Consider the following 24,154-nt stretch of genomic DNA (forward strand, 5'->3'; position numbering starts at 1 on the left):
CCACCAGGGCGCCTGGCCGAGCCTGGCCGGCCTTCGCCCCTTCGCCTGCGCCACGCGGAACTGCACTACAATCTGGCTAGCAACCCACCACTAGCCAGATTGTGTTTCGCGGAGGTCGTTTGAAAAAAACCATCAGCAGCAAGGCCGCCGTGTCGGGCCAGGTCGTCCTGGTGTTGCAGGGCGGCGGCGCGCTGGGCGCCTACCAGCTCGGCGTCTACCAGGCCATGCACGAGGCCGGCATCGAGCCGGATTGGGTCATCGGCACCTCGATCGGCGCCATCAACGCCGCCATCATCGCCGGCAACCCCATCGATCTACGGCTCGACCGCCTGCGCCAGTTCTGGCAACGCATGGAGCAGAACCCGCTCGGCTTCGCCGGCATGCCGCGCGCCTTCGCCAACGCCATGACGATGGGCCAGGGCATCCCCGCCTTCTTCGAACCCAACCTGGCCGCCTGGTGGAACCTCGACGCCCGCGTCGGCGCCGAGCGCGCCTCCTTCTACCAGACCGCGCCGCTGCACAGCACCTTGCAAACCCTGGTCGACTTCGACTACCTGAACGCCCAACACACCCGCCTGACCGTGGGCGCCGTCAACGCCCGCAACGGCGCCATGCGCTACTTCGACAGCCGCAAGGAAACGCTCAACGCCGCCCACGTGATGGCCTCCGGCGCCATTCCGCCGGCCTTCCCGGCGGTGCGCATCGACGGCGAGCCCTACTGGGACGGCGGCATCTACTCCAACACGCCGATCGAGGCGGTGCTCGACGACGAACCACGGCGCAGTTCGGTGATCTTCTCGGTGCAGGTGTGGAACCCGGACGGCAGCGAGCCGCAGAGCGTGCTGCAGGTGCTCGACAAGCACAAGGAGATCCAATACGCCAGCCGCGCCGGCAACATCGAGCAGCAGCGCAAGCTGCACCGGCTGCGCCACGTCATCCGCCAGCTCAGCCTGCACCTGTCCGACGAGGCGGCCGCCTCGCCCGAGCTGCGCGAACTGGCCTCCTGGGGCTGCGGCACGACGATGCACATCGTCTCGCTGAAGGCGCCCCGCCTGGGCAACGAGGACCACACCAAGGACATCGACTTCAGCGCCCAGGGCATCCGCCAGCGCTGGCAGGCCGGCCAGGCCGAGGCCCGGCGCTTCATCGACCAGCGGCCGTGGGAGCAGGAGGTCGACCCGATCGAGGGCGTGCTGATCCACGAGCTGCCGCCATTGTAGGCGGCGCCCCGGGGCATAAGCAGCGGGTGCAGTGCCGACATTCCAGAAGCAGCGAGGTCAGCGCCGGATGAAGACCCACAGGCGCAAATCTGGGGTCAGACCCGGCGGGTCTGACCCCGGCTCCCCGCCGTTGGGTGGTTTTGGTCGCCGCCGGGGAATTGGGAATTGGGGGCAGTGGGAATTGGGGGCAGTGCCGACATTCGGACACGGAATTGCGGAATTGGGGTCAGTGCCGACATTCGTGGGAATTGGGGTCAGTGCCGACATTCGGACACGGCCTCGGCCTTAGGGGAATTGGGGTCAGTGCCGACATTCGGACACGGCCTCGGCCTTAGAAAGGCCGCTGGCCGCGTCGTCGCCTAGTTGAACGACGTTCCCAGCACCTCCTGGCACACCTCCAGCCAGGCGCGCGCCGCGTGCGACAGGTAGCGCCCGTTCCACACGTGCGCCACCTGCCACTGCAGCTCCGGCTCGACCAGGCGCAGCGCGTCCATGCGGCCGATCGCCAGCCGGTCGACGAAGGGCTGCGGCAGCAACGCCACCCCCATGCCGGCCGAGGCCATCGCCACCAGCCAGTCCCACTGGCCGCTCTGCGCCGCCACCTGCGGCGCGAAACCGGCGGCGGCGAAAGCGGCGCGCAGGCTGCGCGTCAAGGCGAAATCATCCTTCAACAGCACCAGCGGCAGCGCCGCCAATTCCTTGAAACGCAGCGTGGTCTGCCCCTGGCGGAAGCTGCCCGGCGCCGCCAATGCCCACAGCGGATAGCTGGCGATCCGCAGCGTCTCCAATGCCAGTTCCGGCGCCACCGGCAGCACCGTCATGCCGATCTCCAGCTCGCCGGCCGCCACCTGGCGCTCGATCGCCTGGCCGGTGCCCTCCTGCAGCGTCAGCGCGATCTGCGGATGGCGCGCGCGGAAGGCCTTCAACACCGGCGTGAACAGCAGATTGATCATCGGCGGAATGCCCACCGTCAGGCTGCCGCGCGTGCGCGCCTGGGTGTCGCGCACCTCCAGGTTGAGTTGGCGCAGCGTGGCCAGCATGTCCTCGCCGCGCGCGAAGACGACGCGGCCGGTGTCGGTCAGCGTCAGCTTGCGTCCCTCGCGCAGCAGCAGCTGGGCGCCGACCTCCTGCTCCAGCTGGCGCACCATCTTGCTGATGGTCGACTGCGTCACATGCAGCGCCTCGGCCGCCTGGGTGAAGCTGCTCAAGCGCACCGTCTCGACAAAATAGCGCAGCGAGCGCAGGTCCATGGTTGTCCTAATGTATGAGAAATACGACTGGAAGTGGGGAATTTAAGTCATACAACGAATGATTCGCCAATTTTATACTGCTTCACATAATCCGTATAACAATCAGGAGCACACATGTACGCAGACCGCATCCGCCGCCCGGCCTTGATGGAAAAATTGATGAGCGCCGAGCAGGCCGCCAAGCTGTTCGCCGACGGCATGACCGTCGGCATGAGCGGCTTCACCCGCGCCGGCGACGCCAAGGCGCTGCCGGCCGCGCTGGTCGAACGGGCCCGCCATGAGCCGCTGCGCCTGACCCTGATCACCGGCGCCTCGCTGGGCAACGACAGCGACGGCCTGATGGCCGAGGCCGGCGTGGTGGCGCGCCGCCTGCCGTTCCAGAGCGACGCCGCGCTGCGCCGCAAAATCAATAGCGGCGAGGTGATGTTCATCGACCAGCACCTGTCCGAGACCGCCGAGCAACTGCGCTCGGGCGACCTGAAGGCGATCGACGTCGCCGTCATCGAAGCCGTGGCCATCACCGCCGACGGCGGCATCGTGCCGAGCATGTCGGTTGGCAATTCGGCCAACTTCGTGCTGCAGGCCAAGACGGTGATCGTCGAGATCAACCTCGCCGCGCCGCTGGCGCTGGAAGGCCTGCACGACATCTACCTGCCGGCGCCGCGTCCGCGCCGGGGCGCCATCCCCCTGATCAACGCCTGGCAGCGCATCGGTTCGACGGCGATCCAGGTCGACCCGGCGCGCATCGCCGCCATCGTCATCACCGACAGCCCGGACAGCCCGTCCAACGCCTTGCCGGGCGACGCCGAGACCGACGCCATCGCCGGCCACGTCATCGCCTTCCTGGCCGGCGAAGTCGACGCCGGCCGCATGGGGCCCGAGCTGCTGCCGCTGCAGGCCGGCATCGGCACCATCGCCAACGCCGTGCTGCACGGCCTGCTCGACTCGCCGTTCCGCAACATGACGATGTACTCCGAAGTGCTGCAGGACAGCGCCATCGAACTGCTCGACTCCGGCCAGCTGGCCATGGCCTCGGCGTCTTCGATCACCCTGTCGGCCAAGATGCACCGGCACTTCATCGACAACCTGGAACGATACCGCCAGCGCATCGTGCTGCGCCCGCAAGAGATCAGCAACCACCCCGAGGTGGTGCGCCGGCTCGGCATCATCGCCCTCAACACCGCGCTCGAATTCGACATCTACGGCAACGTCAACTCCACCCACGTCGGCGGCAGCCATATGATGAACGGCATCGGCGGCTCCGGCGACTTCGCCCGCAACGGCCAGCTGTCCCTGTTCGTCAGCAAGTCCGTGGCCAAAGGCGGCGCCATCTCCAGCGTCGTGCCGATGGTTTGCCACGTCGACCACACCGAGCACGACGTCGACGTCTTGGTCACCGAATGGGGCCTGGCCGACCTGCGCGGCCTGGCGCCGCGCGAGCGCGCCCCGCTGATCATCGAACGCTGCGCCCACCCCGACTACCGTCCCCAGCTGCGCGCCTACTACGCCGAAGCCCTGCGCGGCGGCGGCCACACCCCGCACGTGCTGGAGCAAGCCCTGTCCTGGCACGCCCGCTATAAAACGGATGGCACGATGCTGCGACCCGCCGCCTAAACAATCGTCGAAAAAAACGCCGGGGTCAGTGCCGCCAGCCGCCGCCGGGGTCAGCCGCCGCCGGGGTCAGCGCCGCCGGGGTCAGTGCCGACATTCGGACATTCAGCGCATGAATGTCCGAATGTCGGCACTGACCCCGCTTCTGCTGCTGCCCCCGCTTCTGCTGACCCCGCTTCTGGTGGCCCGCTAGCTGATGTGATTTTTTCAAGACCGGCCCGGCGTTGAAGAAATGCCGGGCTTTTTGCCGTTTTGTCGATTGAAAATTCCGCCGCCGGCGCAAACTGGACCGTATGGCGCTTTGCGAATCGGCGCAAAACGCGGAAAATAGCGGCATCGGCAACCTCCATTCTTACGGGACCAGCAATGACCATCAAAATCAGCCAAAACTTCGACTCCGGCGCCATCGAGGTGCTGCGCGCCGACAACGCCGCCGCCATCGAATTGAACCTGCGCAAGGATTCGCACGCCGACATCCACCAGTGGTTCCACTTCCGCCTGCAGGGCGCGCGCGGCCAGGCTTGCACCATGCGCTTCCTCAACGCCGGCCAGGCCACCTACGCCAAGGGCTACGAGGATTACCAGGCGGTCGCCAGCTACGACAGCGAGAACTGGTTCCGCGTGCCGACCAGCTTCGACGGCGAAGTGATGACGATCCAGCACACGCCCGACCTCGACAGCGTCTACTACGCCTACTTCGAGCCGTATTCGTTCGAACGCCACCTGCGCCTGCTGGGCGAGGTGGCGGAGAACCCGCTGGCCCGCGTGCTCGACCTGGGCAGCACCGTCGACGGCCGCGACCTCAACCTGGTGGTCATCGGCAAGCCGGAAGCGGAGAAGAAAATCTGGATCATCGCCCGCCAGCACCCCGGCGAGTCGATGGCCGAATGGTTCGTCGAGGGCCTGCTCGACTCCCTGCTCGACGACGCCAACCCGATCGCCCGCAAGCTGCTGCAGCGCTGCGTGTTCTACATCGTGCCGAACATGAACCCGGACGGCTCGGTGCGCGGCAACCTGCGCACCAACGCCAGCGGCGCCAACCTGAACCGCGAGTGGATGACGCCGTCCGTCGAGCGCAGCCCGGAAGTGCTGTACGTCAAACAGAAGATGCACGAGACCGGCATCGACATGTTCTTCGACATCCACGGCGACGAGGCGCTGCCGTACAACTTCGTGGCCGGCAACGAGATGCTGACCAACTTCACGCCCGAGCAGGCGGCCGGCCAGAAGGCCTTCATCGAGCGCTACAAGCAGTCCAGCCCGGACTTCCAGGACACCTACGGCTACGCCGCCAGCAAGTACAAGGAAGACATGCTGACCCTGGCCTCGAAGTACGTCGGCCACCACTTCGGCTGCCTGTCGCTGACCCTGGAGATGCCGTTCAAGGACAACGCCGACCTGCCCGACGCCTACGTCGGCTGGAACGGCGCGCGCAGCGCGGCGCTGGGCGCGGCGATCCTGCAACCGATCCTGCTGTCGCTGGACTGAGCATGGGCGTCGAGATCGAACGCAAGTTCCTGCTGCGCGGCGACGCCTGGAAGGGCCTGGGCGAGCCGGTGCTGCTGCGCCAGGGTTACCTGTCGTCGCAGCGCGAGCGGGTGGTGCGCGTGCGCATCGAGAACGGCCAGGCCATGCTGACCATCAAGGGCGCCAACGTCGGCGCCAGCCGGGGCGAGTGGGAGTATCCGATTCCGCTGGCCGACGCCGAGCAGCTGCTCGACGGCCTGTGCGAGCGGCCGCTGATCGAGAAGTACCGCCGCCGCATCGAGTTCGCCGGCAACGTCTGGGAGGTCGACGAGTTCCTCGGCGCCAACGACGGCCTGGTCGTCGCCGAGATCGAGCTGAGCAGCGAGGACCAGCTCTTCGAGCGGCCCGACTGGATCGGCGACGAGGTCAGCGACGACGCCCGCTATTTCAACGCCAACCTGATCCGCAAGCCGTATTCGCTCTGGTAGTCGGCCGCGAGGTGTACTAAGCTGGAGACATGGACGAACGGTTAACCGCGTTGGAAACGCATTTCAATACCATCCTGCCAACCTTGGCGACGAAGGCGGATATTGAGTCCCTGCGCGTTGAGATGTACAAAATGTCGAGCGAGCTGCACAAGTGGATGCTCGCTTCGATGGTCGGCATGTTCCTCGGTTTCAGCGGCTTGTATTTCGCTTCGAATACAGCGGCGAGGGCGCCCCATCCGGCGCCTATGCCCGCTCAGCCGGCGCAGTCCATCGCGCCTATTGTGATCTATCTGCCCGCGCCGCCTGCCACGCCATCAAGCCAGCCTGCACCGCAAAAGTAAAAAACCTCGCTTCGGCGAGGTTTTTGTATGCGCAGGCGATCCCTCTTGCTGGCATGTGCCAAGAGCGGCGATTTCAAGTGATATACGATCATTGAAGTTTGTCCTTCCTCAAGAATGCCGCCCACCAGCGCCCGTCCCATATGTTGATGAGGAACTCGTGTACGCCGAGCTCGATCTCAAGTTCAAAGTATCCATTCTGCCGGCGGACGCGAGCGCCAGGGTCATGCAGGTCATCGGCGTTTTCTACACATGGCCTATGTCCATGGCGCGTCCGGCGTGGTCCCGGCCATTCTGGATGCCTTCCGCGACGCCGCCGAAGACAGGTCTGAAAACATTTCCATGACATAGTAAAAAGCCCCCGCTCACACATGCACGGGGGCCTTTCTTTGTCACTACCGCCAGCGCGGCTGTTTAGGTCGCTTCGAAAAACTACCAAATTGTCGTTCCCGCGCAGGCGGGAACCCATGCTGAGCCAATGGGCACGCAGTGTATGGATTCCCGCCTGCTCGGCGGTCCGCCGATGCGCAATGACGGTTTTTCGAGGTTCTCTTTAATGGAAGTGCTCGGTGCCGCTCGGCGCGTCCTCGGGCATTTCGGCGTGGGCCAGTTCGCCGACCGGGTCGGCGAACAGCGGCGCGCCGCAGTCGTCGCAGAACTCGGCCACGTAGCGCTCGCTGTGTTTCTTGATGGCGGTGACGCCGGCCTCGTTCAGGTGGCCGACGATCTCGTCGACCGGCGTGACCGGCTTGCCCGGCGCGGCGTCGGCGCCGCCCTGCACGCCACCCTCGGGCGGCGTGCCTTCCTCGTCCTCCTGGCCGTACAGCGGCCAGACCACGCCGTAGATCACGTCCGGCGCCTGGCGCTGGGTGAAGCCGATGCGGTACTCGTCGATCTGGCCGTCGGCCGACTCCTCGCCGAAGCCGGCGATGACGGCGCGCAATTCGGACGCCTCGACGCCCAAGGTGTGCGTCAGGTAGTGCACGGCGGCGCGGATCGACACCGGACGGATCAGCTTGTCCGCCTCGCGGCAGGCCATGTAGTAGGCCTCCGGCAGCAGCAGCTCGATGCCGCAGCCGGGCAGCAGGCGCGCCACCGTCGGCGTCGCCTGGCTGCGCCACTGCTCCAGCGCGTTGCTGCGCTCGCCGATGAAGTTGGCCTGGTTGGCCGGCATCTGCCAGCGGAACAGCGGACCGCCGGCCGGCGCCACCACGGCGGCCAGCAGGTAGCGCGTGTCGGCCAGGAAGGGCGCCGTCTCCGGCGCCTTGTTGTCGGCCTTCAGCGCCGTGCCCTTCAGCGCGGCCTGGGCCAGCTTGTTGGTCTTGGCGTAGGTTTCGACGTGGCTGCGCGGCAGTTGGTCGATCGAGTACAGCGCCGGCGACATGGCCACCTGCGTGCCGTCGGCCAGCAGGTGGGCGGCGAAGTGGGCCGACAAGGTGCTCAACAGCTCGCCGGGGATGGCGCCGGAGGCGATCGAGAAACGCGTCCAGGCCAGGATGGGCGCGGCCACCAGCAGCACGTCGTACTGGGTCGGCACGCCGTCGACGTCGATGCTGACGGTGGTCGATTCGCTGACCGCCTCGACCCCGTCCATCAGCACGTCGTAGGCGTTCAAGTCTTCCTTGAACAGGCTGTTGAGCGTGGTGTCGATGGTGTCCTGGTGGCCGGTCTTGAGGAGTTTCTGAAGCTGCGCATCGAGGCTGTGCTCCCAGGCCCGCTCTTCGACGCGGCTGGCCGCTTGCCCGACGGCTTGGGAGAAGGTCACAAGGCGTTGGCTCTCGGCGGACAATTTATGGGATGAATCTTTGGATGGACGACGCATAGCGGCTATAAGAGTCTCGGTAAAAGTGGAAAAAGCGGATCAGTCAAGCAAATGATAATCCTTATGGAAACCTCGAAAAACCGTCATTCCCGCGCAGGCGGGAATCCATACCCCGCATGCCCCTTGGCTCGGTATGGGTTCCCGCTTGCGCGGGAACGACAATTTGCTAGTTTTTCGAAGTGGCCTTATGTGACGTATTGTAGTGGATTCGCGCGCACTGCGGCACGTCGATGGCCGTTTGCGCCGCCGCCGGCCGCCTGCACGGCGTGCCGAGGGCAAAAAAAACGCCGGACGAGTCCGGCGCTTTTGGGCTGGCGGGGCGGCGCCGGACGCTTACGCGGCCAGCAGCTGGCGCAGCACGAAGGGCAGAATGCCGCCGTGTTTGTAGTAATCGACCTCGATCGGCGTGTCGATGCGCAGCAGCACCTTGACTTCCTGGCTGGAACCGTCGGCGCGGTGGATCACCAGCGTGGCCAGCTGTTGCGGCTTGATCTCGCCCTCCAGGCCCTTCAGGTCGTAGACTTCCTTGCCGCTGATGCCGAGCGACTCGACGCTGTCGTTGCCGATGAATTGCAGCGGCAGCACGCCCATGCCGACCAGGTTGGAGCGGTGGATGCGTTCGAAGGAACGCACGATCACGGCCTTCACGCCGAGCAGCTGGGTGCCCTTGGCGGCCCAGTCGCGCGACGAGCCGGTGCCGTACTCCTCGCCGCCGAACACCATCGTCGGCGTGCCCGCGGCGACATACTTCATCGCCGCGTCGTAGATCGACAGCTGTTCGCCGCTCGGCTGGTGCAGCGTGATGCCGCCCTCGACCGCCGAACCGTCGGCCTTGGCCGGAATCATCTTGTTCTTGATGCGCACGTTGGCGAAGGTGCCGCGCATCATGATCTCGTGGTTGCCGCGCCGCGAGCCGTAGGAGTTGAAGTCCGCCTTCAGCACGCCGTTGGCCAGCAGCCATTGGCCGGCCGGGCCGTCTTCCTTGATCGAGCCGGCCGGCGAGATGTGGTCGGTGGTGATCGAGTCGCCGAACACGCCCAGCGCGCGCGCGCCCTGGATGCCGGTGGCGGCGGCCTTCGGTTCCATCGTGAAGCCGTCGAAGAACGGCGGCTCGGCGATGTAGGTCGAGGCCGGCCAGTTGTAGACCTGGCCCTCGGTCGACGAGACGTCCTCCCACAGCTTGCCCGGGTTGCCCTTGACGTCGGCGTAGTTGGCCTTGAACACTTTCGAGTTCATGGCGAACTTCATCAGCTTGGCGATCTCCTTCGAGGTCGGCCAGATGTCGCCCAGGTAGACGTCCTGGCCGTTCTTGCCCTTGCCGACCGGTTGCGTCATCAGGTCGACGGTCATGTTGCCGGCGATGGCGTAGGCCACCACCAACGGCGGCGAGGCGAGGAAGTTGGAGCGGATGTTCGGGTGGATCCGCGCTTCGAAGTTGCGGTTGCCCGACAGCACGGCCGAGGCGACGATGTCGTTGTTGCTGATGGCCGCGTTGAGTTCCGGCGTCAGGTCGCCGGCGTTGCCGATGCAGGTGGTGCAGCCGTAGGCGGTGACGCCGAAGCCGAGTTGCTCCAGGTAGGGCAGCAGGCCGGCGGCGGTCAGGTACTCGGTGACCACCCGCGAGCCGGGCGCCAGCGAGGTCTTGATGTGCGGCGCCACGCTCAGGCCGGCTTCGACGGCTTTCTTGGCCAGCAGGCCGGCGGCCAGCAGCACGCTCGGATTCGAGGTGTTGGTGCAGGAGGTGATGGCGGCGATCAGCACGTCGCCGTTCTTCACGTCGACGCCGTTGCTGGTGGTGTAGGTGCGGTTCAGGTCCTCGGCTTTTTTGTTGAAGCCGTTGTCGGTGGTCGGTTTCGAGAACAGTTCGGTGAAGTTGTTTTTCACGTTGCCGATTTCGATGCGGTCCTGCGGCCGCTTGGGGCCGGCCAGCGACGGCGTCACGCTGGTCAGGTTGAGTTCGACCACGCGGGTGTAATCGATGTCGCCGGCTTGCGGCACGCCGTACAGGCCCTGCGCCTTGAAGTAGCTGGCGAAGGCGTCGATTTCCGCCTTGCTGCGGCCGGTGCCCTCGAAGTATTCGATGGTGGCGTCGTCGACCGGGAAGAAGCCCATGGTGGCGCCGTATTCCGGCGCCATGTTGGCGATGGTGGCGCGGTCGGTCAGCGACAGCGTCTCGGTGCCTTCGCCGAAGAACTCGACGAACTTGCCGACGACTTTTTCCTTGCGCAGCAGTTCGGTGATGGTCAGCACCAGGTCGGTCGCGGTGCAGCCTTCGCGCAGCACGCCGGTCAGGTTGACGCCGATCACGTCCGGGGTCAGGAAGTAGACCGGCTGGCCCAGCATGCCGGCTTCGGCCTCGATGCCGCCGACGCCCCAGCCGACCACGCCGATGCCGTTGATCATGGTGGTGTGCGAGTCGGTGCCGACCAGGGTGTCGGGGAAGTAGACGCCGTCGGCCGCCTTGTGCACGCCGCGCGCCAGGTATTCCAGGTTGACCTGGTGGACGATGCCGAAGCCCGGCGGCACCACGCCGAAGGTGTCGAAGGCCTGCATGCCCCATTTCATGAACTGGTAGCGCTCGTTGTTGCGCGAGAATTCCAGCTTCATGTTCAGGTCCAGCGCGCCCTTTTCGCGGAAGTGGTCGATGGTCACCGAGTGGTCGACCACCAGGTCGACCGGCACCAGCGGCTCGATCTTCTTGGCGTCGATGCCCATCTTGTTGGCGACGTTGCGCATCGCCGCCAGGTCGGCCAGCAGCGGCACGCCGGTGAAGTCCTGCAGCACCACGCGCGCCACCACGAAGGGGATCTCGTCGGTGCGCTCGCCGGTCGGCGCCCAGCTGGCCAATTGCTTGATGTGCTCCTCGGTGACCTTCTTGCCGTCGCAGTTGCGCAGCACCGATTCGAGCACCAGGCGAATCGACACCGGCAGGCGCGAGACCTTCAGGCCCAGGCTTTTCTCCAGCGCCGGCAGCGAGTAGAACTGGCCCTTCTTGCCTGCCGAAATAGTGAAATCCTTGAGCGTGTTCAGAGTGTTGCGGGACATGACCTCTCCTTCAGTGGGTATCGTCTGGAATTATTGATGTTCAGGGTGGTAGCGGTGCTGCGCGGCGCCCGTCGGCGGGCGCCGGGTACATCAAAGTTTGGCGTCGGCCGGCGCCGCCGGCGCCGCGCCGACCGGGGCCAGCTGCTCGGCGTTGCGGCACTCGTTGGCCAGCTGGCGGTTCAGCTTGGAGTCGAGCAGCATGCCCTTGGCCGGGATGCCGATCCAGATCAGGCCGTACAGCTTGTTCTCGAAGCGCAGCGCGCCGGTCTCGGTGCCGACGCGGGTCAGCCGGTGCAGGCGTTTCTTCCAGCGCAGCGCGATGTGGTTGTCGTCGTCGAGGTTCTTGAAGATGGTGACCTTGTTGCCCAGTTCGCAGTGGAAGTCGGTGACGGCGGAGCCGGCGATGGCCGGTTCGTCGGCCTCCTCGTTGGCTTCCTTCGACTCGCTCTTGGCCTCGGCGGCCTTGGCCGGCTTGGCGCTCTTGTGCTTGACCGGTTTCTTGACTTCGGCCTGGGCGCTGGCGGCCAGGGTGAGGGCGGCCAGCGCGAGGCTGCAGGCGAGGACTAGTTTGGAGATGGACATCATTGTGTTTCCTGTGGGTGGTCGTTGGAGCTGCCGTTGATGAGCGCGACGACCGATTCCGGCAAAGCCAGGCCGGCCAGTTTGGCGCGCTGCAAAACGGTCCAATAATATCGGTAGCTGGCGCGGTCGTGCAAGCGGCCGTTCTGCGCGATCGGCCCCCACCGCGCCTGCTGTCCCTCGTGCAGGACGGTGGCCGCCTCGTTGACCTCGGACAGGCGCGGCGTGAAGGCCTTGATGACCGGCTTGATCTGGTTCGGATGGATGCTCCACATCCGCGTGAAGCCGAACTCGGCGGCGGCGCGCTGGGCGTCGTTGGCGGCCACGGCGGTGTCCTTGATCTCGGTCGTCACGTTGTGCGAGGGCACCTTGCCGTGGGCGTGGCAGGCGGCGGCGATCTCCAGCTTGGCGCGCACCACCAGCGGGTGGCTGAACTGGCCCGGCGTGCGCATGGCGTTGCCGGGGATCGCGCCGTAGTGCGCCGAGACGAAGTCCATGATGCCGAACGACAGGCATTCGACCTGGGGCAGGGCGGCGATGGCGTAGGCCTCGCGCAGCGCGCCGTGGGTCTCGATCAGCACGTGCACCGGCAGGTCGGCGCGGCCGGCGGCCAGCGCGTGGCGGTTGATCAGGGCGATCGCCGCGACCACCTCGGCGGCGCTGTGCACCTTGGGCAGCACGATGTAGGCCAGTTTGGCGGCGGCGCCGCAGATGATGGCGACGTCGCTGGCGAAGTGCGGGCTGGCGACGTCGTGCACGCGCGCGCCGATGCGCGAGAACTTGTTGTCGGGCGAGGCGACCAGTTCGGCCACCAGGCGGGCGTGGGCCTCCTCGTTGCCGGCGCTGGCGCCGTCCTCGCAGTCGAGGGTGATGTCGAACAGGGGACCAAGCTCTTGTTGCAAGGCGATCGATTTACGCATCGGCTTTTCGGTGCCGGCGTAGTGGTCGCAGGCCGGCAGCAACAGCGGCTGGCGATTGCCCTGGAATAAAACCTCGGATGGATGCATGCGGGATGGGCTCGGTGTTGCGGTTGTTGCGGCGGTCGCGGCTGCGGCCGGGGGGATGGCGCCGGCCGGGCCGGCCGGAGTCGCCGCGGGGACGGCTGCATGCGACTCCGCCGCGCTGCTCTCGGCGGCGCGGCGGGTGCGGCGGATCGGTGGCTTGACCGGTTCCACGTCGCTGGTGGATTAGCCCAGCAGGTGTTTCACGCCGTTTTGCTCTTCCAGCAGCTCGTTCAACGTGATGTTGATGCGCTCTTGCGAGAAGGCGTCGACGCTCAGGCCCTGGACGATCTTGTATTCGCCGTTTTCGGTGGTCACCGGGAAGCCGAACATCACGCCTTCCGGAATACCGTAGGAGCCGTCCGACGGGATGCCCATGGTGGTCCACTTGCCGCCGGTGCCGAGCACCCAGTCATGCACGTGGTCGATGGCGGCGTTGGCCGCCGACGCCGCCGACGACAGGCCGCGCGCTTCGATGATGGCGCCGCCGCGCTTGCCGACGGTCGGCAGGAAGGTGTCTTTGTTCCAGGCGTCGTCGTTGATCATGGTCTTGACCGACTGGCCGTCGATTTCCGCGTAGCGGTAGTCGGCGTACATGGTCGGCGAGTGGTTGCCCCAGACGAACAGTTTTTCGATCGAGGCGACCGGCTTGCCGGTTTTGGCGGCGATTTGCGAGGCGGCGCGGTTGTGGTCCAGGCGCAGCATGGCGGTGAAGTTCTTGGCCGGCAGCGAAGGCGCCGATTTCATCGCGATGTAGGCGTTGGTGTTGGCCGGGTTGCCGACCACCAGCACTTTGACGTTGCGCGAGGCGACGGCGTCGAGCGCCTTGCCTTGCACAGTGAAGATCTGCGCGTTGGCTTCCAGCAGGTCCTTGCGTTCCATGCCGGGGCCGCGTGGACGGGCGCCGACCAGCAGGGCGACGTCGGCGTCTTTGAAGGCGGTCAGCGGATCGGCGTGTGCGCTCATGCCGGCCAGCAGCGGGAAGGCGCAGTCGTCGATTTCCATCATGACGCCCTTGAGGGCCTTCTGGGCGCGTTCGTCGTTGATTTCCAGCAGTTGCAGGATGACCGGCTGGTCTTTGCCGAGCATGTCGCCGTTGGCGATGCGGAACAGCAGGGAATAGCCGATCTGACCGGCGGCGCCGGTGACGGCAACACGCATTGGGGTTTTAGCCATGATGAATCTCCAAAGTGGGAATAAAAACGTCTTGAAGCTGGGCCTACGCTTATTCGGGAAAACAGTAATGATACCAAAACCGGCGGCCTAGTCGGGCCGATATTCGCGCCCGCGCCCAGGCGTTTGCGCGCCGGCCGCGCCGTCCGGCCGGGGCCGGCGCCGGCGCGGCGGCCGGCGGCGGATGCATTGCGTTGACCTTTGTTGCGACAGGGACTATGCTTTTCTTGCTCCTGGCGGCCGCGCCGCCATGCCGGAAACCGCATGGTTGGCGAGTGTAGGCTCCTTGAAACCATCTGTCAATCGTATCTTATGTCTTATATAAGACAGATAAGTTAGAAGTCATTTCGCTGGACGGGAAGGGGCTTTTGTGTTGAAATCTCGCCCTATGAATCCCGTCCCGCCCAACCCGAGCCAGAATCCCGCCGCCGCCGCCACCGGCGCGGCGGTCGGTCCGACCACGGCGGCCGCAGGCCCGTCGAGCTCGCCAACCTTCTCCCCACTGTACCAGCAAATCAAGGCGCTCATCACGCAGAGCCTGCAGTCGGGCGAGTGGAAGCCGGGCGAGCTGATCCCCAGCGAGGTCGAGCTGGCCAACCGCTTCAAGGTCAGCCAGGGCACGGTGCGCAAGGCGATCGACGAGCTGGCCGCCGAGAACCTGGTCATGCGGCGCCAGGGCAAGGGCACCTTCGTCTCGACCCACCACGAGGCGCGCGCCCACTTCCGCTTCCTGCGCCTGATGCCCGACGAGGGCGTGCCGCACTATCCGGAAAGCCGCTTCATCGAGGTCAAGCGCATGCGCGCGCCGGCCGACGTGGCGCGCCTGCTCGACCTCAAATCCGGCGACGCCGTCATCTTCATCAAGCGGGTGCAGTACTTCGACGGCGTGCCGACCATCGTCGAGGAGCTGTGGCTGCCCGGCCTGACCTTCAAGGGCCTGACCGCCGAGCGCCTGGTCGAGTACAAGGGGCCGATGTACGGCCTGTTCGAATCCGAATTCGGCACCCGCATGATCCGCGCCGCCGAGAAGATCCGCGCCGTCTGCGCCGACGCCGGCGCCGCCGCGCTGCTGCAGCTGGCCGAGGGCACGCCGCTGCTGTGCTCCGAGCGCGTCTCGTTCACCTACGGCGACAAGCCGGTCGAGCTGCGCCGCGGCCTGTATTCGACCGAGCGCCACCATTACCAAAACGATCTGAATTAAGCATCGACATGAAATACATCGAAGCGGGGCCGGCGCCGGCACCGCGACAGAAAAAGAGACCGCCGGCGCGCAGCGCCGGCGCGGCACATCGTCCGCAGCGCTGACTTGTTGTTTTGTAAAGTGTTGTTGTGCTGAATATACGTTGAACTACAGAAAGTAGCGCGCGCCGAGTGTTGCAAAACACTATTTTCGTTATATGTAACGATAGATATTGGTCTGAACTGTGAAAATAGGCGAAAATCGCAGTCTCAATATTTGTTAAAGCTTAAGGGAGGTCTTGTTATGTCTGAAGCCGTAAGGGAAGTACCAAAAAAAGAGCGGCCGGAATTTCGGAATATTCATGTCACGGAATTGTCGAATTACCGCTTGCCCTTAGCCGGCATCGTATCCATCCTGCACCGCGTCAGCGGCTTCATGATGTTTGCCTTGTTGCCAGTGGTGTTGTATATGCTGGAACTTTCGATCCGTTCGGAAATCTCCTTCGCCTATTTCCAGGGCATCGCCTCCCACCCGCTGTGCAAGCTGGTGATCCTGGCGCTGGTCTGGGGCTACATGCAGCATTTCTGCGCCGGCGTGCGCCACCTGTTCATGGACCTGCACTACGGTCTGGACAAGGATTCGGCGCGTAAATCGGCCGCCAGCGTGCTGGTGTTGAGCCTGGCTCTGACCGCACTGGTCGCCCTCAAATTGTTTGGAGTGTTCTGATGGCTAATAATAATATCGGCCCAAAACGCCTGGTGGTGGGCGCCCACTACGGCCTGCGCGACTGGCTGGCGCAACGCATCACCGGCGTGCTGATGGTGGCCTACACCGTCGTCCTGCTGGCCGCTTTTCTCACCGGAAACAACTTCACGTATGAAGGCTGGGCCGGCCTGTTCGCCCAGCAATGGTTCAAATTGTTCAGCGCCGTCACCCTGTTCGGCCTGTTCTACCACGCCTGGGTAGGTGTGCGCGACATCTGGATGGATTACGTCAAGTCCGTCGGTCTGCGTCTGACCCTGCAAATTGCCACCATGCTGTGGCTGATCGCTTGCGCGTTCTACGCAGTGCAAATTCTCTGGAGTGTTTAATCGTGGCAGCTATCAAATCTGCAATTCCCACCCGCCGCTTTGACGCGGTCATCGTCGGCGCCGGCGGTTCCGGCATGCGCGCATCCCTGCAACTGGCCGAAGCCGGTTTGAACGTGGCGGTGCTGTCGAAAGTCTTCCCGACCCGCTCGCACACCGTGGCGGCGCAGGGCGGCATCGGCGCGTCGCTGGGCAACATGGCCGAGGACAACTGGTTCTGGCACATGTTCGACACCGTCAAGGGCGGCGACTATCTGGGCGACCAGGACGCCATCGAGTTCATGTGCCGCGAAGCGCCGAAGGTGGTCTACGAGCTGGAACACTTCGGCATGCCGTTCGACCGCAACCCCGACGGCACCATCTACCAGCGTCCGTTCGGCGGCCACACCGCCAACTTCGGTGAAAAAGCCGTGCAGCGCGCCTGCGCCGCCGCCGACCGCACCGGCCACGCCCTGCTGCACACCCTGTACCAGCGCAACGTGCGCGCCCGCACCCAGTTCTTCGTCGAATGGATGGCGATCGACATCATCCGCGACGCCGAAGGCGACGTCGTCGGCGTGGTCGCGCTGGAGATGGAAACCGGCGAATGCATGATCCTGGAAGCCAAGACCACCATTTTCGCCACCGGCGGCGCCGGCCGCATCTTCGCCGCCTCGACCAACGCCTTCATCAACACCGGCGACGGCATGGGCATGGCGGCGCGCGCCGGCCTGCCGCTGCAGGACATGGAATTCTGGCAGTTCCACCCGACCGGCGTGGCCGGCGCGGGCGTGCTCATCACCGAGGGCGTGCGCGGCGAGGGCGGCATCCTGATCAACAGCGAAGGCGAGCGTTTCATGGAACGTTACGCGCCGACCCTGAAGGATCTGGCGCCGCGCGACTTCGTCTCGCGTTCGATGGACCAGGAAATCAAGGAAGGCCGCGGCTGCGGTCCGAACAAGGACCACGTCATGCTGGACCTGCGCCACATCGGCGCCGACACCATCCAAAAGCGTCTGCCGTCGATCCTGGAAATCGGCCACAAGTTCGCCAACGTCGACGCCACCAAGGAACCGATTCCCGTCGTGCCGACCATCCACTACCAGATGGGCGGCATTCCGACCAACATCCACGGCCAGGTCGTCGCCCCCGGCGCCGACGGCGGCCAGAAGGTGGTCAACGGCCTGTACGCGATCGGCGAATGCGCCTGCGTCTCGGTGCACGGCGCCAACCGCCTGGGCACCAACTCGCTGCTCGACCTGCTGGTCTTCGGCCGCGCCGCCGGCAACCACGTGGTCGCCTCGAACCTGAAGCAGAAGGAAAACAAGCCGCTGCCGAAGGACGCGTCCGAGTTCGCCATGGGCCGCCTGAACAAGCTGGAAACCTCGACCGGCAGCGAAACCGTGCAGGGCGTCGCCAACGACATCCGCGCCACGATGCAGAAATTCTGCGGCGTGTTCCGCACCGACGAGCTGCTCAAGCAGGGCTACAGCGAAATCATGAAGCTCGACGAGCGCCGCAAGCACGTCGCGTACAAGGACAAATCCATGGTCTTCAACACCGCGCGCGTCGAAGCGCTGGAGTTGGACAACCTGATCGAAACGGCCAAGGCGACCATCACCTCGGCGGTGGCGCGCAAGGAATCGCGCGGCGCCCACGCCCACAGCGATTTCCCCAACCGCGACGACGACAACTGGATGAAGCATACCCTGTGGTTCTCCGAAGGCAACCGCCTCGACTACAAGGCGGTGGTCACCAAGCCGCTGACGGTCGACACCTTCAAGCCGAAACCACGTACTTTCTAAAGGTCAGAACATGGCACGCACTATCAAACTCAAAATCTACCGCTACGATCCCGACCAGGATGCCAAGCCGTACATGCAGGACGTCACCGTCGAACTGAAGGACACCGACAAGATGCTGCTCGACGCGCTGCAGCGCATCAAGTCCGACGTCGACGATTCGCTGTCGCTGCGCCGCTCCTGCCGCGAAGGCGTGTGCGGTTCGGACGCGATGAACATCAACGGCAAGAACGGCCTGGCCTGCACCACCAACCTGAACGAGCTGACCGAGCCCATCGTGTTGCGTCCGCTGGCCGGCCTGCCGGTGATCCGCGACCTGATCGTCGACATGACCCAGTTCTTCAAGCAGTACGATTCGATCAAGCCCTACCTGATCAACGATTCGATCCGCCCGGAGAAGGAGCGCCTGCAAAGCCCGGTCGAGCGCGAGGAGCTCGACGGCCTGTACGAGTGCATCCTGTGCGCCTGCTGCTCGACGTCCTGCCCCTCGTTCTGGTGGAATCCGGACAAGTTCGTCGGTCCGGCCGGCCTGCTGCAAGCCTACCGCTTCATCGCCGATTCGCGCGACGAGGCCACCGGCGCGCGGTTGGACAACCTGGAGGATCCGTACCGCCTGTTCCGTTGCCACTCGATCATGAATTGCGTCGACGTTTGCCCCAAGGGTTTGAACCCGAACAAGGCGATCGGCAAGATCAAGGAACTGATGGTACGTCGCGCGATCTAAGCGCGGCGGCGCCGTCATCACGGCGCCCAGCGGGCGGCGGCGTCGCCGCCCGCCACTCGCGCCGCCGCCGCTCCGGCTGGCGGCGCGCAGAACAAAGTAGCTCGACATGACAGAACAGAACACCCTTGCGCACCAGTCCGACCCGGCCAACCGCGCGCGCCTGCGCTGGCGCGCCCGCCGCGGACTGCTGGAAAACGATATCATCCTGAGCCGTTTCCTCGATGCGCATGAAACTGAATTGACCGACGAAGAAGTCGACGCTTTCACGCGGCTCCTCGATTTGTCGGACAATACGCTGATGGATCTGCTGCTGGCTCGTAAAGAGCCGGAGGGCGAGGTCGATCTGCCGCACGTGCAAGCACTGCTGCAAAGACTGCGCCAGGCATGAATGCCCGCCCCGGCGGCCGGGCGACGCGTTCGCGCCGCGTCCACCGCCGAAGGGCAGCATGTCCAGAATTTTTTGCCTTTTTTTTATTTGTCGCATCTCTCCAAGAAGGAAGAGTCCATGAACACCTCTGATAACAAAGCCACACTGTCGTTCTCCGATGGCAGCCCATCGATTGAATTCCCGATCTACCAAGGCACCGTCGGTCCGGACGTCATCGACATCCGCAAACTGTACGCCGGCACCGGCAAGTTCACCTACGACCCGGGCTTCATGTCCACGGCGGCGTGCAACTCGTCGATCACCTACATCGACGGCGACAAGGGCGAGTTGCTGTATCGCGGTTACCCGATCGAGCAGTTGGCCGTCAACGCCGACTTCATGGAATCGTGCTACCTGCTGCTGAACGGCGAACTGCCGAACGCCGCGCAGAAGGAAAAGTTCGTCGACACCGTCACCAACCACACCATGGTGCACGAGCAGATGCAGTTCTTCTTCCGTGGCTTCCGCCGCGACGCCCACCCGATGTCGGTGCTGGTCGGCACGGTCGGCGCGCTGGCCTCGTTCTACCACGACTCGCTCGACATCAACGACCCGCACCACCGCGAAGTGTCGGCGATCCGCCTGATCGCCAAGATGCCGACCCTGGTCGCCATGTCGTACAAGTACTCGATCGGCCAGCCCTTCGTCTACCCGCGCAACGACCTGTCGTACAGCGCCAACTTCATGCGCATGATGTTCGGCAACCCGTGCGAAGAGTACAAGGTCAACGACGTGCTGGTGCGCGCGCTGGACCGCATCCTGATCCTGCACGCCGACCACGAGCAAAACGCTTCGACCTCGACGGTGCGCCTGTCCGGTTCGTCCGGCGCCAACCCGTTCGCCTGCATCGCCGCCGGCATCGCCTGCCTGTGGGGCCCCGCCCACGGCGGCGCCAACGAGGCGGCATTGAACATGCTGAAGGAAATCGGCACGGTCGACAAGATCCCCGAGTTCATCGCCAAGGTCAAGGACAAAAACTCCGGCGTCAAGCTGATGGGCTTCGGTCACCGCGTCTACAAGAACTTCGACCCGCGCGCCAAGCTGATGCGTGAAACCTGCCACGAAGTGCTGAACGAACTGGGCCTGCACGACGACCCATTGTTCAAACTGGCGATGGAACTGGAAAAGATCGCGCTGAACGACGAATACTTCGTCTCGCGCAAGCTGTATCCGAACGTCGACTTCTACTCGGGCATCGTGCAGTCGGCGCTGGGCATCCCGGTCTCGCTGTTCACCGGTATCTTCGCCATGGCCCGCACCATCGGCTGGATCGCCCAATGGAACGAGATGATCTCCGATCCGGAACAAAAGATCGGCCGTCCGCGTCAGCTGTTCGTCGGCTCGACCACGCGCGACGTGCTGCCGCTGGACAAGCGCGCGTAAGCGGGCTTTTCGCGGCGACAACAAAAAACGGGCCGCGGCCCGTTTTTTTTATGGGCGGCTCAGGCCATTTCCAGCATCAGCCGCAGCTCGGCCTCCGTCATCGGCTCGCGGAAGAAGTTGCCCTGCATTTCATCGCAGCCGTTCTGGCGCAGGAAGTTTTGCTGCGACAGGCTCTCGACGCCCTCGGCCACCACCGGCAGGTGCAGCGAGCGGCCGATGCCGATCAGGGTGCGCGCCAGGTCGCCGGTGTTGGTGACCGGACAGATGCTGCCGACCGAGCCGCGCGAGATCTTCAGGCGCTGCATCGGCAGCTCCTGCAGATAACGCAGGTTGGACAGGCCGGCGCCGAAGTCGTCGATCGCCAGCGACACGCCGAGCTGGCGGATCTGCTCGAGCACCGGCTTGTTCAGGTGGGGATTGCGCAGCAGGGTCTCCTCGCGGATGTCGAGTTCGAGGCTGGCCGGGGCCAGTTGGAACTCGTCGAGCTTGGCGGCGATATGGCTGATGTAATTGCCCCGGCAAAACTCGCGGTAGGAGCTGTTGATGGTGATGGGCAGGTCGACCCGGCCGGCCGCCTTGAAGCGCAGCAGCATCAGGCAGACCTGCTGCAGCACCCATTCGCCGAAGGGCACGATCATGCCGTTCTCCTCGGCGTCGCCGAGGAAGGCGGCCGGCAGCAGCACGCCCTGTTGCGGGTGGCGCCAGCGCAGCAGCGCCTCGACGCCGGTGACGCGCGCGGTGCTCAGGCTCTGCCGCGGCTGGAACAGCAGGAACAGTTGCCCGCCCTCCAGCGCCTCGCGCATCTCGGCCTCCAGCGCGCGCTTGGCGTCGGTGCTGGACTTCATGTCGACGGAGAAGAAGTGGACGTCGCCCTTGCCGGCCTCCTTGGAGTGGTACATGGCGGTGTCGGCCGCGCGCACCAGGTCGTAGGCGTTGAGGCCGTCGTGCGGGTAGACGCTGACGCCGATCGCGCCGCAGACGGGGATCTCCTTGTCGTTGTACTGGATCGGCTTGCTCAGGTCGCCGCGCACCCGCTCGATCATGCGCAGCGCGAAGCGCAGCGAGGGCTGGTCGGCCAGCACCAGCACGAACTCGTCGCCGCTCAGGCGGGCCACCGTGTCGGTCGCCCGCACCGAGGCCTGCAGGCGCTTGGCGACCACCTTCAGCACCTCGTCGCCGACCTCGTGGCCCATGGTGTCGTTGATGCACTTGAATTTGTTCAGGTCGAGCAGGATGGTGGCCACCAGCGACTTGTTGCGCTGCGCCGTCTGCAGGGCCTGTTCGAGCCGGTCCCACAACAGGTTGCGGTTGGCCAGTCCGGTCAGCGGGTCGTGGTTGACCTCGTGTTCGAGGTGGGCGGTGCGCTGCTTGAGGGCGGTGACGTCGTTGACCAGGCCGATGAAATGGCTCACCTCGCCCTGCTCGTCGCGCACCGGGGTGATGCTCAGGTCGTTCCAGAACAGCTCGCCGTCCTTGCGCAGGTTGCGGAACACCACGTTGATTTCCAGGCGCGCGTCGATGGCGGCGCGCAGGCGGTGCCGCTCGTCGTCGTCGAGGCCGGGCGCCGCCATGAAGCGCGGGTCGCGGCCCAGCGACTCGGCGGCGCTGAAGCCGGTGATGCGCTCGAAGGCCGGGTTGACGTACTCGATGGGGCTGTCCCGGCCGTCGCTGCGGCAGATGACGATGCCGTTGCTGACCGCGTGCAGGGCGCGGTCGCGCACCAGCAGGCTGCGCTGTTCGCGGCGGCGCTCGCTGATGTCGAAGCCCATCGCGCACAGGTAGTGCTTGCCGCCGTAGGCCAGGCGCATGGCGCTGACCAGGTGGGGCACCGCGCAGCCGCCCCGGCTGCGGATTTGTGTTTCGACGCACAGCCGCACGCCGTGCGCCATCACCTGCTCGAGGTCGGGCTGCAGGCGCAGCCATTCCTCGGCGCGGAACAGGTCGGTCAGATGCATGCCGCCCAGTTGCTCGGCGTCCTTGCCGGTGGCCGCCGCCATGCTCTCGTTCCACAGCACGAAGCGGCCGTCGGCGTTGCTGATCAGGAAGGGACCGGCGATCAGGTTCATCATCGATTTGAGCGGGATGTTGCCGACCTCGTCGGCCAGCCCCATGCGTTCGATGTGGCCGTCGCGGATGATCAGGGCGACATAGCCGATCAGGCGGCCGGACTTGCCGAACTGCGGCAGCAGGGTGAGCCGCGAGGCGATCTCGCCGTAGTCGGCCTGGCGCAGGCTCAGGTCGACTTCCAGCGGCTGCGGCAGGGCCTGCTCCAGATGGGCCGCCACGGCGGCGCGGTCGGCCGCGATGATCAGATCGTTCAAAGGGTGGTGCAGGATCTCCTGCTCGGTATAGCCGAGCATGCTCCTGCAAGTCGAGTTCCAGGTGGCGATCTTGCCCGTCGAGCTGACCAAAAAGGCGGGATTGCTGGCGACTGCCGCCTCGTCCTGGTCCTTCATGTCGTTCATCATGTTCTCCCCCGGTACATGCCTACGCCCGCATCCGGGCGCAATAGGATAGACATGCGCCGGCGGCGCCCGTTCCCTGTTGGCGCCGCCCTGGTTTGACTTTGGCTCAGCTTTTCCGCTTGAACCAAGCGCCCGCCGGGCGGGCGTCGGGAGTTACCACTTGATCTCGCCCTTGGCGACCTTGGCGCTGGTGTCCAGCGCGCCGGCCAGGCCGACGCCGGGGTAGAGCGTCTTCATGCTGGCGATCAGTTCGGCCGAGTCGGCGGCCTTGGCGCTTTCCAGTTCAAAGCGCAGCAGATAGTCGCGGGTGAAGGCGATGCTGTCGACCGTCAGCGGGCTGCCGACCTTGAAGTGGCCCGGCACCACGGTGCTCGGCTTGAGCGCTTGAATCTCTTTCAGCGTGCCCAGCCACTGCTGGCGCGACGCGGGCGTTTGCGTGTCGGCGGTCCAGACGTGCAGGTCGTTGAACAGCACCACGCCGCCGACCACCGCCTTGATCGACGGAATCCACACATAGCTGCGCTCGACCGGCACGCCGTGCTGGCTGGCGATCTTCAGGCTCTGGCCTTCCAGCTTGATGGTGTCGCCCCGCAACACCTGCGGCATGACGATGCCCTGCGGCGCGTTGTCCTTCAGGATCGGCCCCCAGTAGCCGACCTTGGCCTTGGCCTTCTTCTCCATCGCCGCGACGGTGTGCGCGGTGGCGACGATCTGCGCCTCGGGGAAGGCGGCCTGGATGACGTCCAGGCCGAAGTAGAAGTCCGGGTCGCCATGGCTGACGTAGACGGTGGTCAGGCGCTTGCCGCCGGCGCGTATCAGTTCGACCAGCTTCTGCGCTTCGCCGCGGGAGAACTGGGCGTCGATCAGCACCGCGTCCTTCTTGCCGCTGACCAGCACCGAGGCGACCGGGAAGATCGCCGCTTCGCCCGGGTTGAAGACTTCCAGCGTCAGCGGCGCGGCGCCGGCGGCCGAGGCCGGCAGCATGCCCAGGGTGGAGGTGGCGGCCAGGGCGGCGGACAGGATGGTGTGCTTGAACATGATGTTTTCTTTCGCATGAGGTTGGTATGGACGTATCTTAAATTTCTTAATCCGATAGAAAAAGGGGATAATCC

Annotated in this window: 21 protein-coding genes; 12 read left to right on the top strand and 9 right to left on the bottom strand. The window is 65.2% G+C overall.

Translation table 11 applies throughout. The features are described from left to right. Positions 1-119 precede the first annotated feature (119 nt). Positions 120-1,220 (top strand): patatin-like phospholipase family protein, encoded by a 1,101-nt coding sequence (locus tag H7U20_RS12230; RefSeq protein WP_233410713.1) that lies wholly within the window; start codon positions 120-122, stop codon positions 1,218-1,220. Positions 1,221-1,579: 359 nt separating this feature from the next. Here the strand turns inward: H7U20_RS12230 and H7U20_RS12235 are convergent, their stop codons facing one another. After that, positions 1,580-2,470, bottom strand: a complete 891-nt coding sequence (locus H7U20_RS12235) for a LysR substrate-binding domain-containing protein (RefSeq protein WP_199759429.1) — start codon at positions 2,468-2,470, stop codon at positions 1,580-1,582. Between the two features lie 114 nt (positions 2,471-2,584). Between H7U20_RS12235 and H7U20_RS12240 the strand changes: the two genes are divergently transcribed. Beyond that, entirely contained in the window at positions 2,585-4,084 is a 1,500-nt protein-coding gene (locus H7U20_RS12240; RefSeq protein WP_199759430.1) for an acetyl-CoA hydrolase/transferase family protein, read from the top strand. 25 nt (positions 4,085-4,109) lie between these two features. Here the strand turns inward: H7U20_RS12240 and H7U20_RS12245 are convergent, their stop codons facing one another. After that, a complete protein-coding gene (locus tag H7U20_RS12245; protein ID WP_199759431.1) occupies positions 4,110-4,418 on the bottom strand; it encodes a hypothetical protein in 309 nt (102 codons plus the stop codon). 29 nt (positions 4,419-4,447) lie between these two features. On the opposite strand from H7U20_RS12245, the gene H7U20_RS12250 reads away from it, so the two are divergent. The 3 genes from H7U20_RS12250 to H7U20_RS12260 are packed head-to-tail and all read left to right on the top strand — an operon-like array spanning position 4,448 to position 6,377. Continuing rightward, complete coding sequence (locus H7U20_RS12250) at positions 4,448-5,569, top strand: M14 family metallopeptidase (protein ID WP_199759432.1); 1,122 nt, start codon at positions 4,448-4,450, stop codon at positions 5,567-5,569. Between the two features lie 2 nt (positions 5,570-5,571). Continuing rightward, positions 5,572-6,036, top strand: coding sequence for a CYTH domain-containing protein (locus H7U20_RS12255; protein ID WP_199759433.1), 465 nt, complete (start codon positions 5,572-5,574; stop codon positions 6,034-6,036). A 29-nt stretch (positions 6,037-6,065) separates the two neighbouring features. Continuing rightward, positions 6,066-6,377, top strand: coding sequence for a hypothetical protein (locus H7U20_RS12260; protein ID WP_199759434.1), 312 nt, complete (start codon positions 6,066-6,068; stop codon positions 6,375-6,377). A 550-nt stretch (positions 6,378-6,927) separates the two neighbouring features. On the opposite strand, the gene H7U20_RS12265 is transcribed toward H7U20_RS12260, so the two are convergent. The 5 genes from H7U20_RS12265 to H7U20_RS12285 all read right to left on the bottom strand — a co-directional run bounded on the left by H7U20_RS12265 (position 6,928) and on the right by H7U20_RS12285 (position 13,997). Beyond that, on the bottom strand, positions 6,928-8,196 hold the full coding sequence (locus tag H7U20_RS12265; protein WP_199759435.1) for a DUF2863 family protein: 1,269 nt from the start codon (positions 8,194-8,196) through the stop codon (positions 6,928-6,930). Between the two features lie 333 nt (positions 8,197-8,529). Then, complete coding sequence (gene acnA, locus H7U20_RS12270; RefSeq protein ID WP_199759436.1) at positions 8,530-11,241, bottom strand: aconitate hydratase AcnA; 2,712 nt, start codon at positions 11,239-11,241, stop codon at positions 8,530-8,532. A gap of 90 nt (positions 11,242-11,331) precedes the next feature. Further along, on the bottom strand, positions 11,332-11,823 hold the full coding sequence (locus H7U20_RS12275; protein ID WP_199759456.1) for a hypothetical protein: 492 nt from the start codon (positions 11,821-11,823) through the stop codon (positions 11,332-11,334). After that, the gene (locus tag H7U20_RS12280) at positions 11,823-12,827 is read right to left on the bottom strand and encodes an HpcH/HpaI aldolase/citrate lyase family protein (protein ID WP_199759437.1); all 1,005 of its coding nucleotides are present in this window, start codon (positions 12,825-12,827) and stop codon (positions 11,823-11,825) included. Before H7U20_RS12280 ends, H7U20_RS12275 begins: the two co-directional genes overlap by 1 nt. 180 nt (positions 12,828-13,007) lie before the next feature. Next, on the bottom strand, positions 13,008-13,997 hold the full coding sequence (locus tag H7U20_RS12285) for a malate dehydrogenase (RefSeq protein WP_199759438.1): 990 nt from the start codon (positions 13,995-13,997) through the stop codon (positions 13,008-13,010). A 385-nt stretch (positions 13,998-14,382) separates the two neighbouring features. Between H7U20_RS12285 and H7U20_RS12290 the strand changes: the two genes are divergently transcribed. From H7U20_RS12290 to gltA, 7 genes are all read left to right on the top strand, one after another. After that, positions 14,383-15,195: a GntR family transcriptional regulator gene (locus H7U20_RS12290; RefSeq protein WP_199759439.1), complete on the top strand. Its 813-nt coding sequence runs from the start codon at positions 14,383-14,385 to the stop codon at positions 15,193-15,195. A 282-nt stretch (positions 15,196-15,477) separates the two neighbouring features. Continuing rightward, the gene (sdhC, locus tag H7U20_RS12295; protein WP_199759440.1) at positions 15,478-15,900 is read left to right on the top strand and encodes a succinate dehydrogenase, cytochrome b556 subunit; all 423 of its coding nucleotides are present in this window, start codon (positions 15,478-15,480) and stop codon (positions 15,898-15,900) included. Further along, positions 15,900-16,265, top strand: a complete 366-nt coding sequence (gene sdhD / locus H7U20_RS12300) for a succinate dehydrogenase, hydrophobic membrane anchor protein (RefSeq protein ID WP_199759441.1) — start codon at positions 15,900-15,902, stop codon at positions 16,263-16,265. Before sdhC ends, sdhD begins: the two co-directional genes overlap by 1 nt. A 2-nt stretch (positions 16,266-16,267) precedes the next feature. Further along, positions 16,268-18,046, top strand: coding sequence for a succinate dehydrogenase flavoprotein subunit (gene sdhA, locus H7U20_RS12305; protein ID WP_199759442.1), 1,779 nt, complete (start codon positions 16,268-16,270; stop codon positions 18,044-18,046). A 10-nt stretch (positions 18,047-18,056) separates the two neighbouring features. Then, the gene (locus H7U20_RS12310; protein WP_199759443.1) at positions 18,057-18,767 is read left to right on the top strand and encodes a succinate dehydrogenase iron-sulfur subunit; all 711 of its coding nucleotides are present in this window, start codon (positions 18,057-18,059) and stop codon (positions 18,765-18,767) included. 106 nt (positions 18,768-18,873) lie between these two features. Beyond that, the gene (locus H7U20_RS12315; RefSeq protein WP_199759444.1) at positions 18,874-19,155 is read left to right on the top strand and encodes an FAD assembly factor SdhE; all 282 of its coding nucleotides are present in this window, start codon (positions 18,874-18,876) and stop codon (positions 19,153-19,155) included. Between the two features lie 117 nt (positions 19,156-19,272). Next, on the top strand, positions 19,273-20,577 hold the full coding sequence (gene gltA, locus H7U20_RS12320) for a citrate synthase (RefSeq protein ID WP_199759445.1): 1,305 nt from the start codon (positions 19,273-19,275) through the stop codon (positions 20,575-20,577). A gap of 59 nt (positions 20,578-20,636) precedes the next feature. Here the strand turns inward: gltA and H7U20_RS12325 are convergent, their stop codons facing one another. Together H7U20_RS12325 and H7U20_RS12330 are read right to left on the bottom strand one after the other, a co-directional pair. Further along, positions 20,637-23,045 (bottom strand): sensor domain-containing protein, encoded by a 2,409-nt coding sequence (locus tag H7U20_RS12325; protein ID WP_199759446.1) that lies wholly within the window; start codon positions 23,043-23,045, stop codon positions 20,637-20,639. Positions 23,046-23,195: 150 nt separating this feature from the next. After that, entirely contained in the window at positions 23,196-24,080 is an 885-nt protein-coding gene (locus H7U20_RS12330) for an MBL fold metallo-hydrolase (protein WP_199759447.1), read from the bottom strand. Positions 24,081-24,154 lie beyond the last annotated feature (74 nt).

Origin of the sequence: Rugamonas violacea (genome assembly GCF_016461825.1) — a bacterium.
GTDB lineage: Bacteria > Pseudomonadota > Gammaproteobacteria > Burkholderiales > Burkholderiaceae_D > Rugamonas.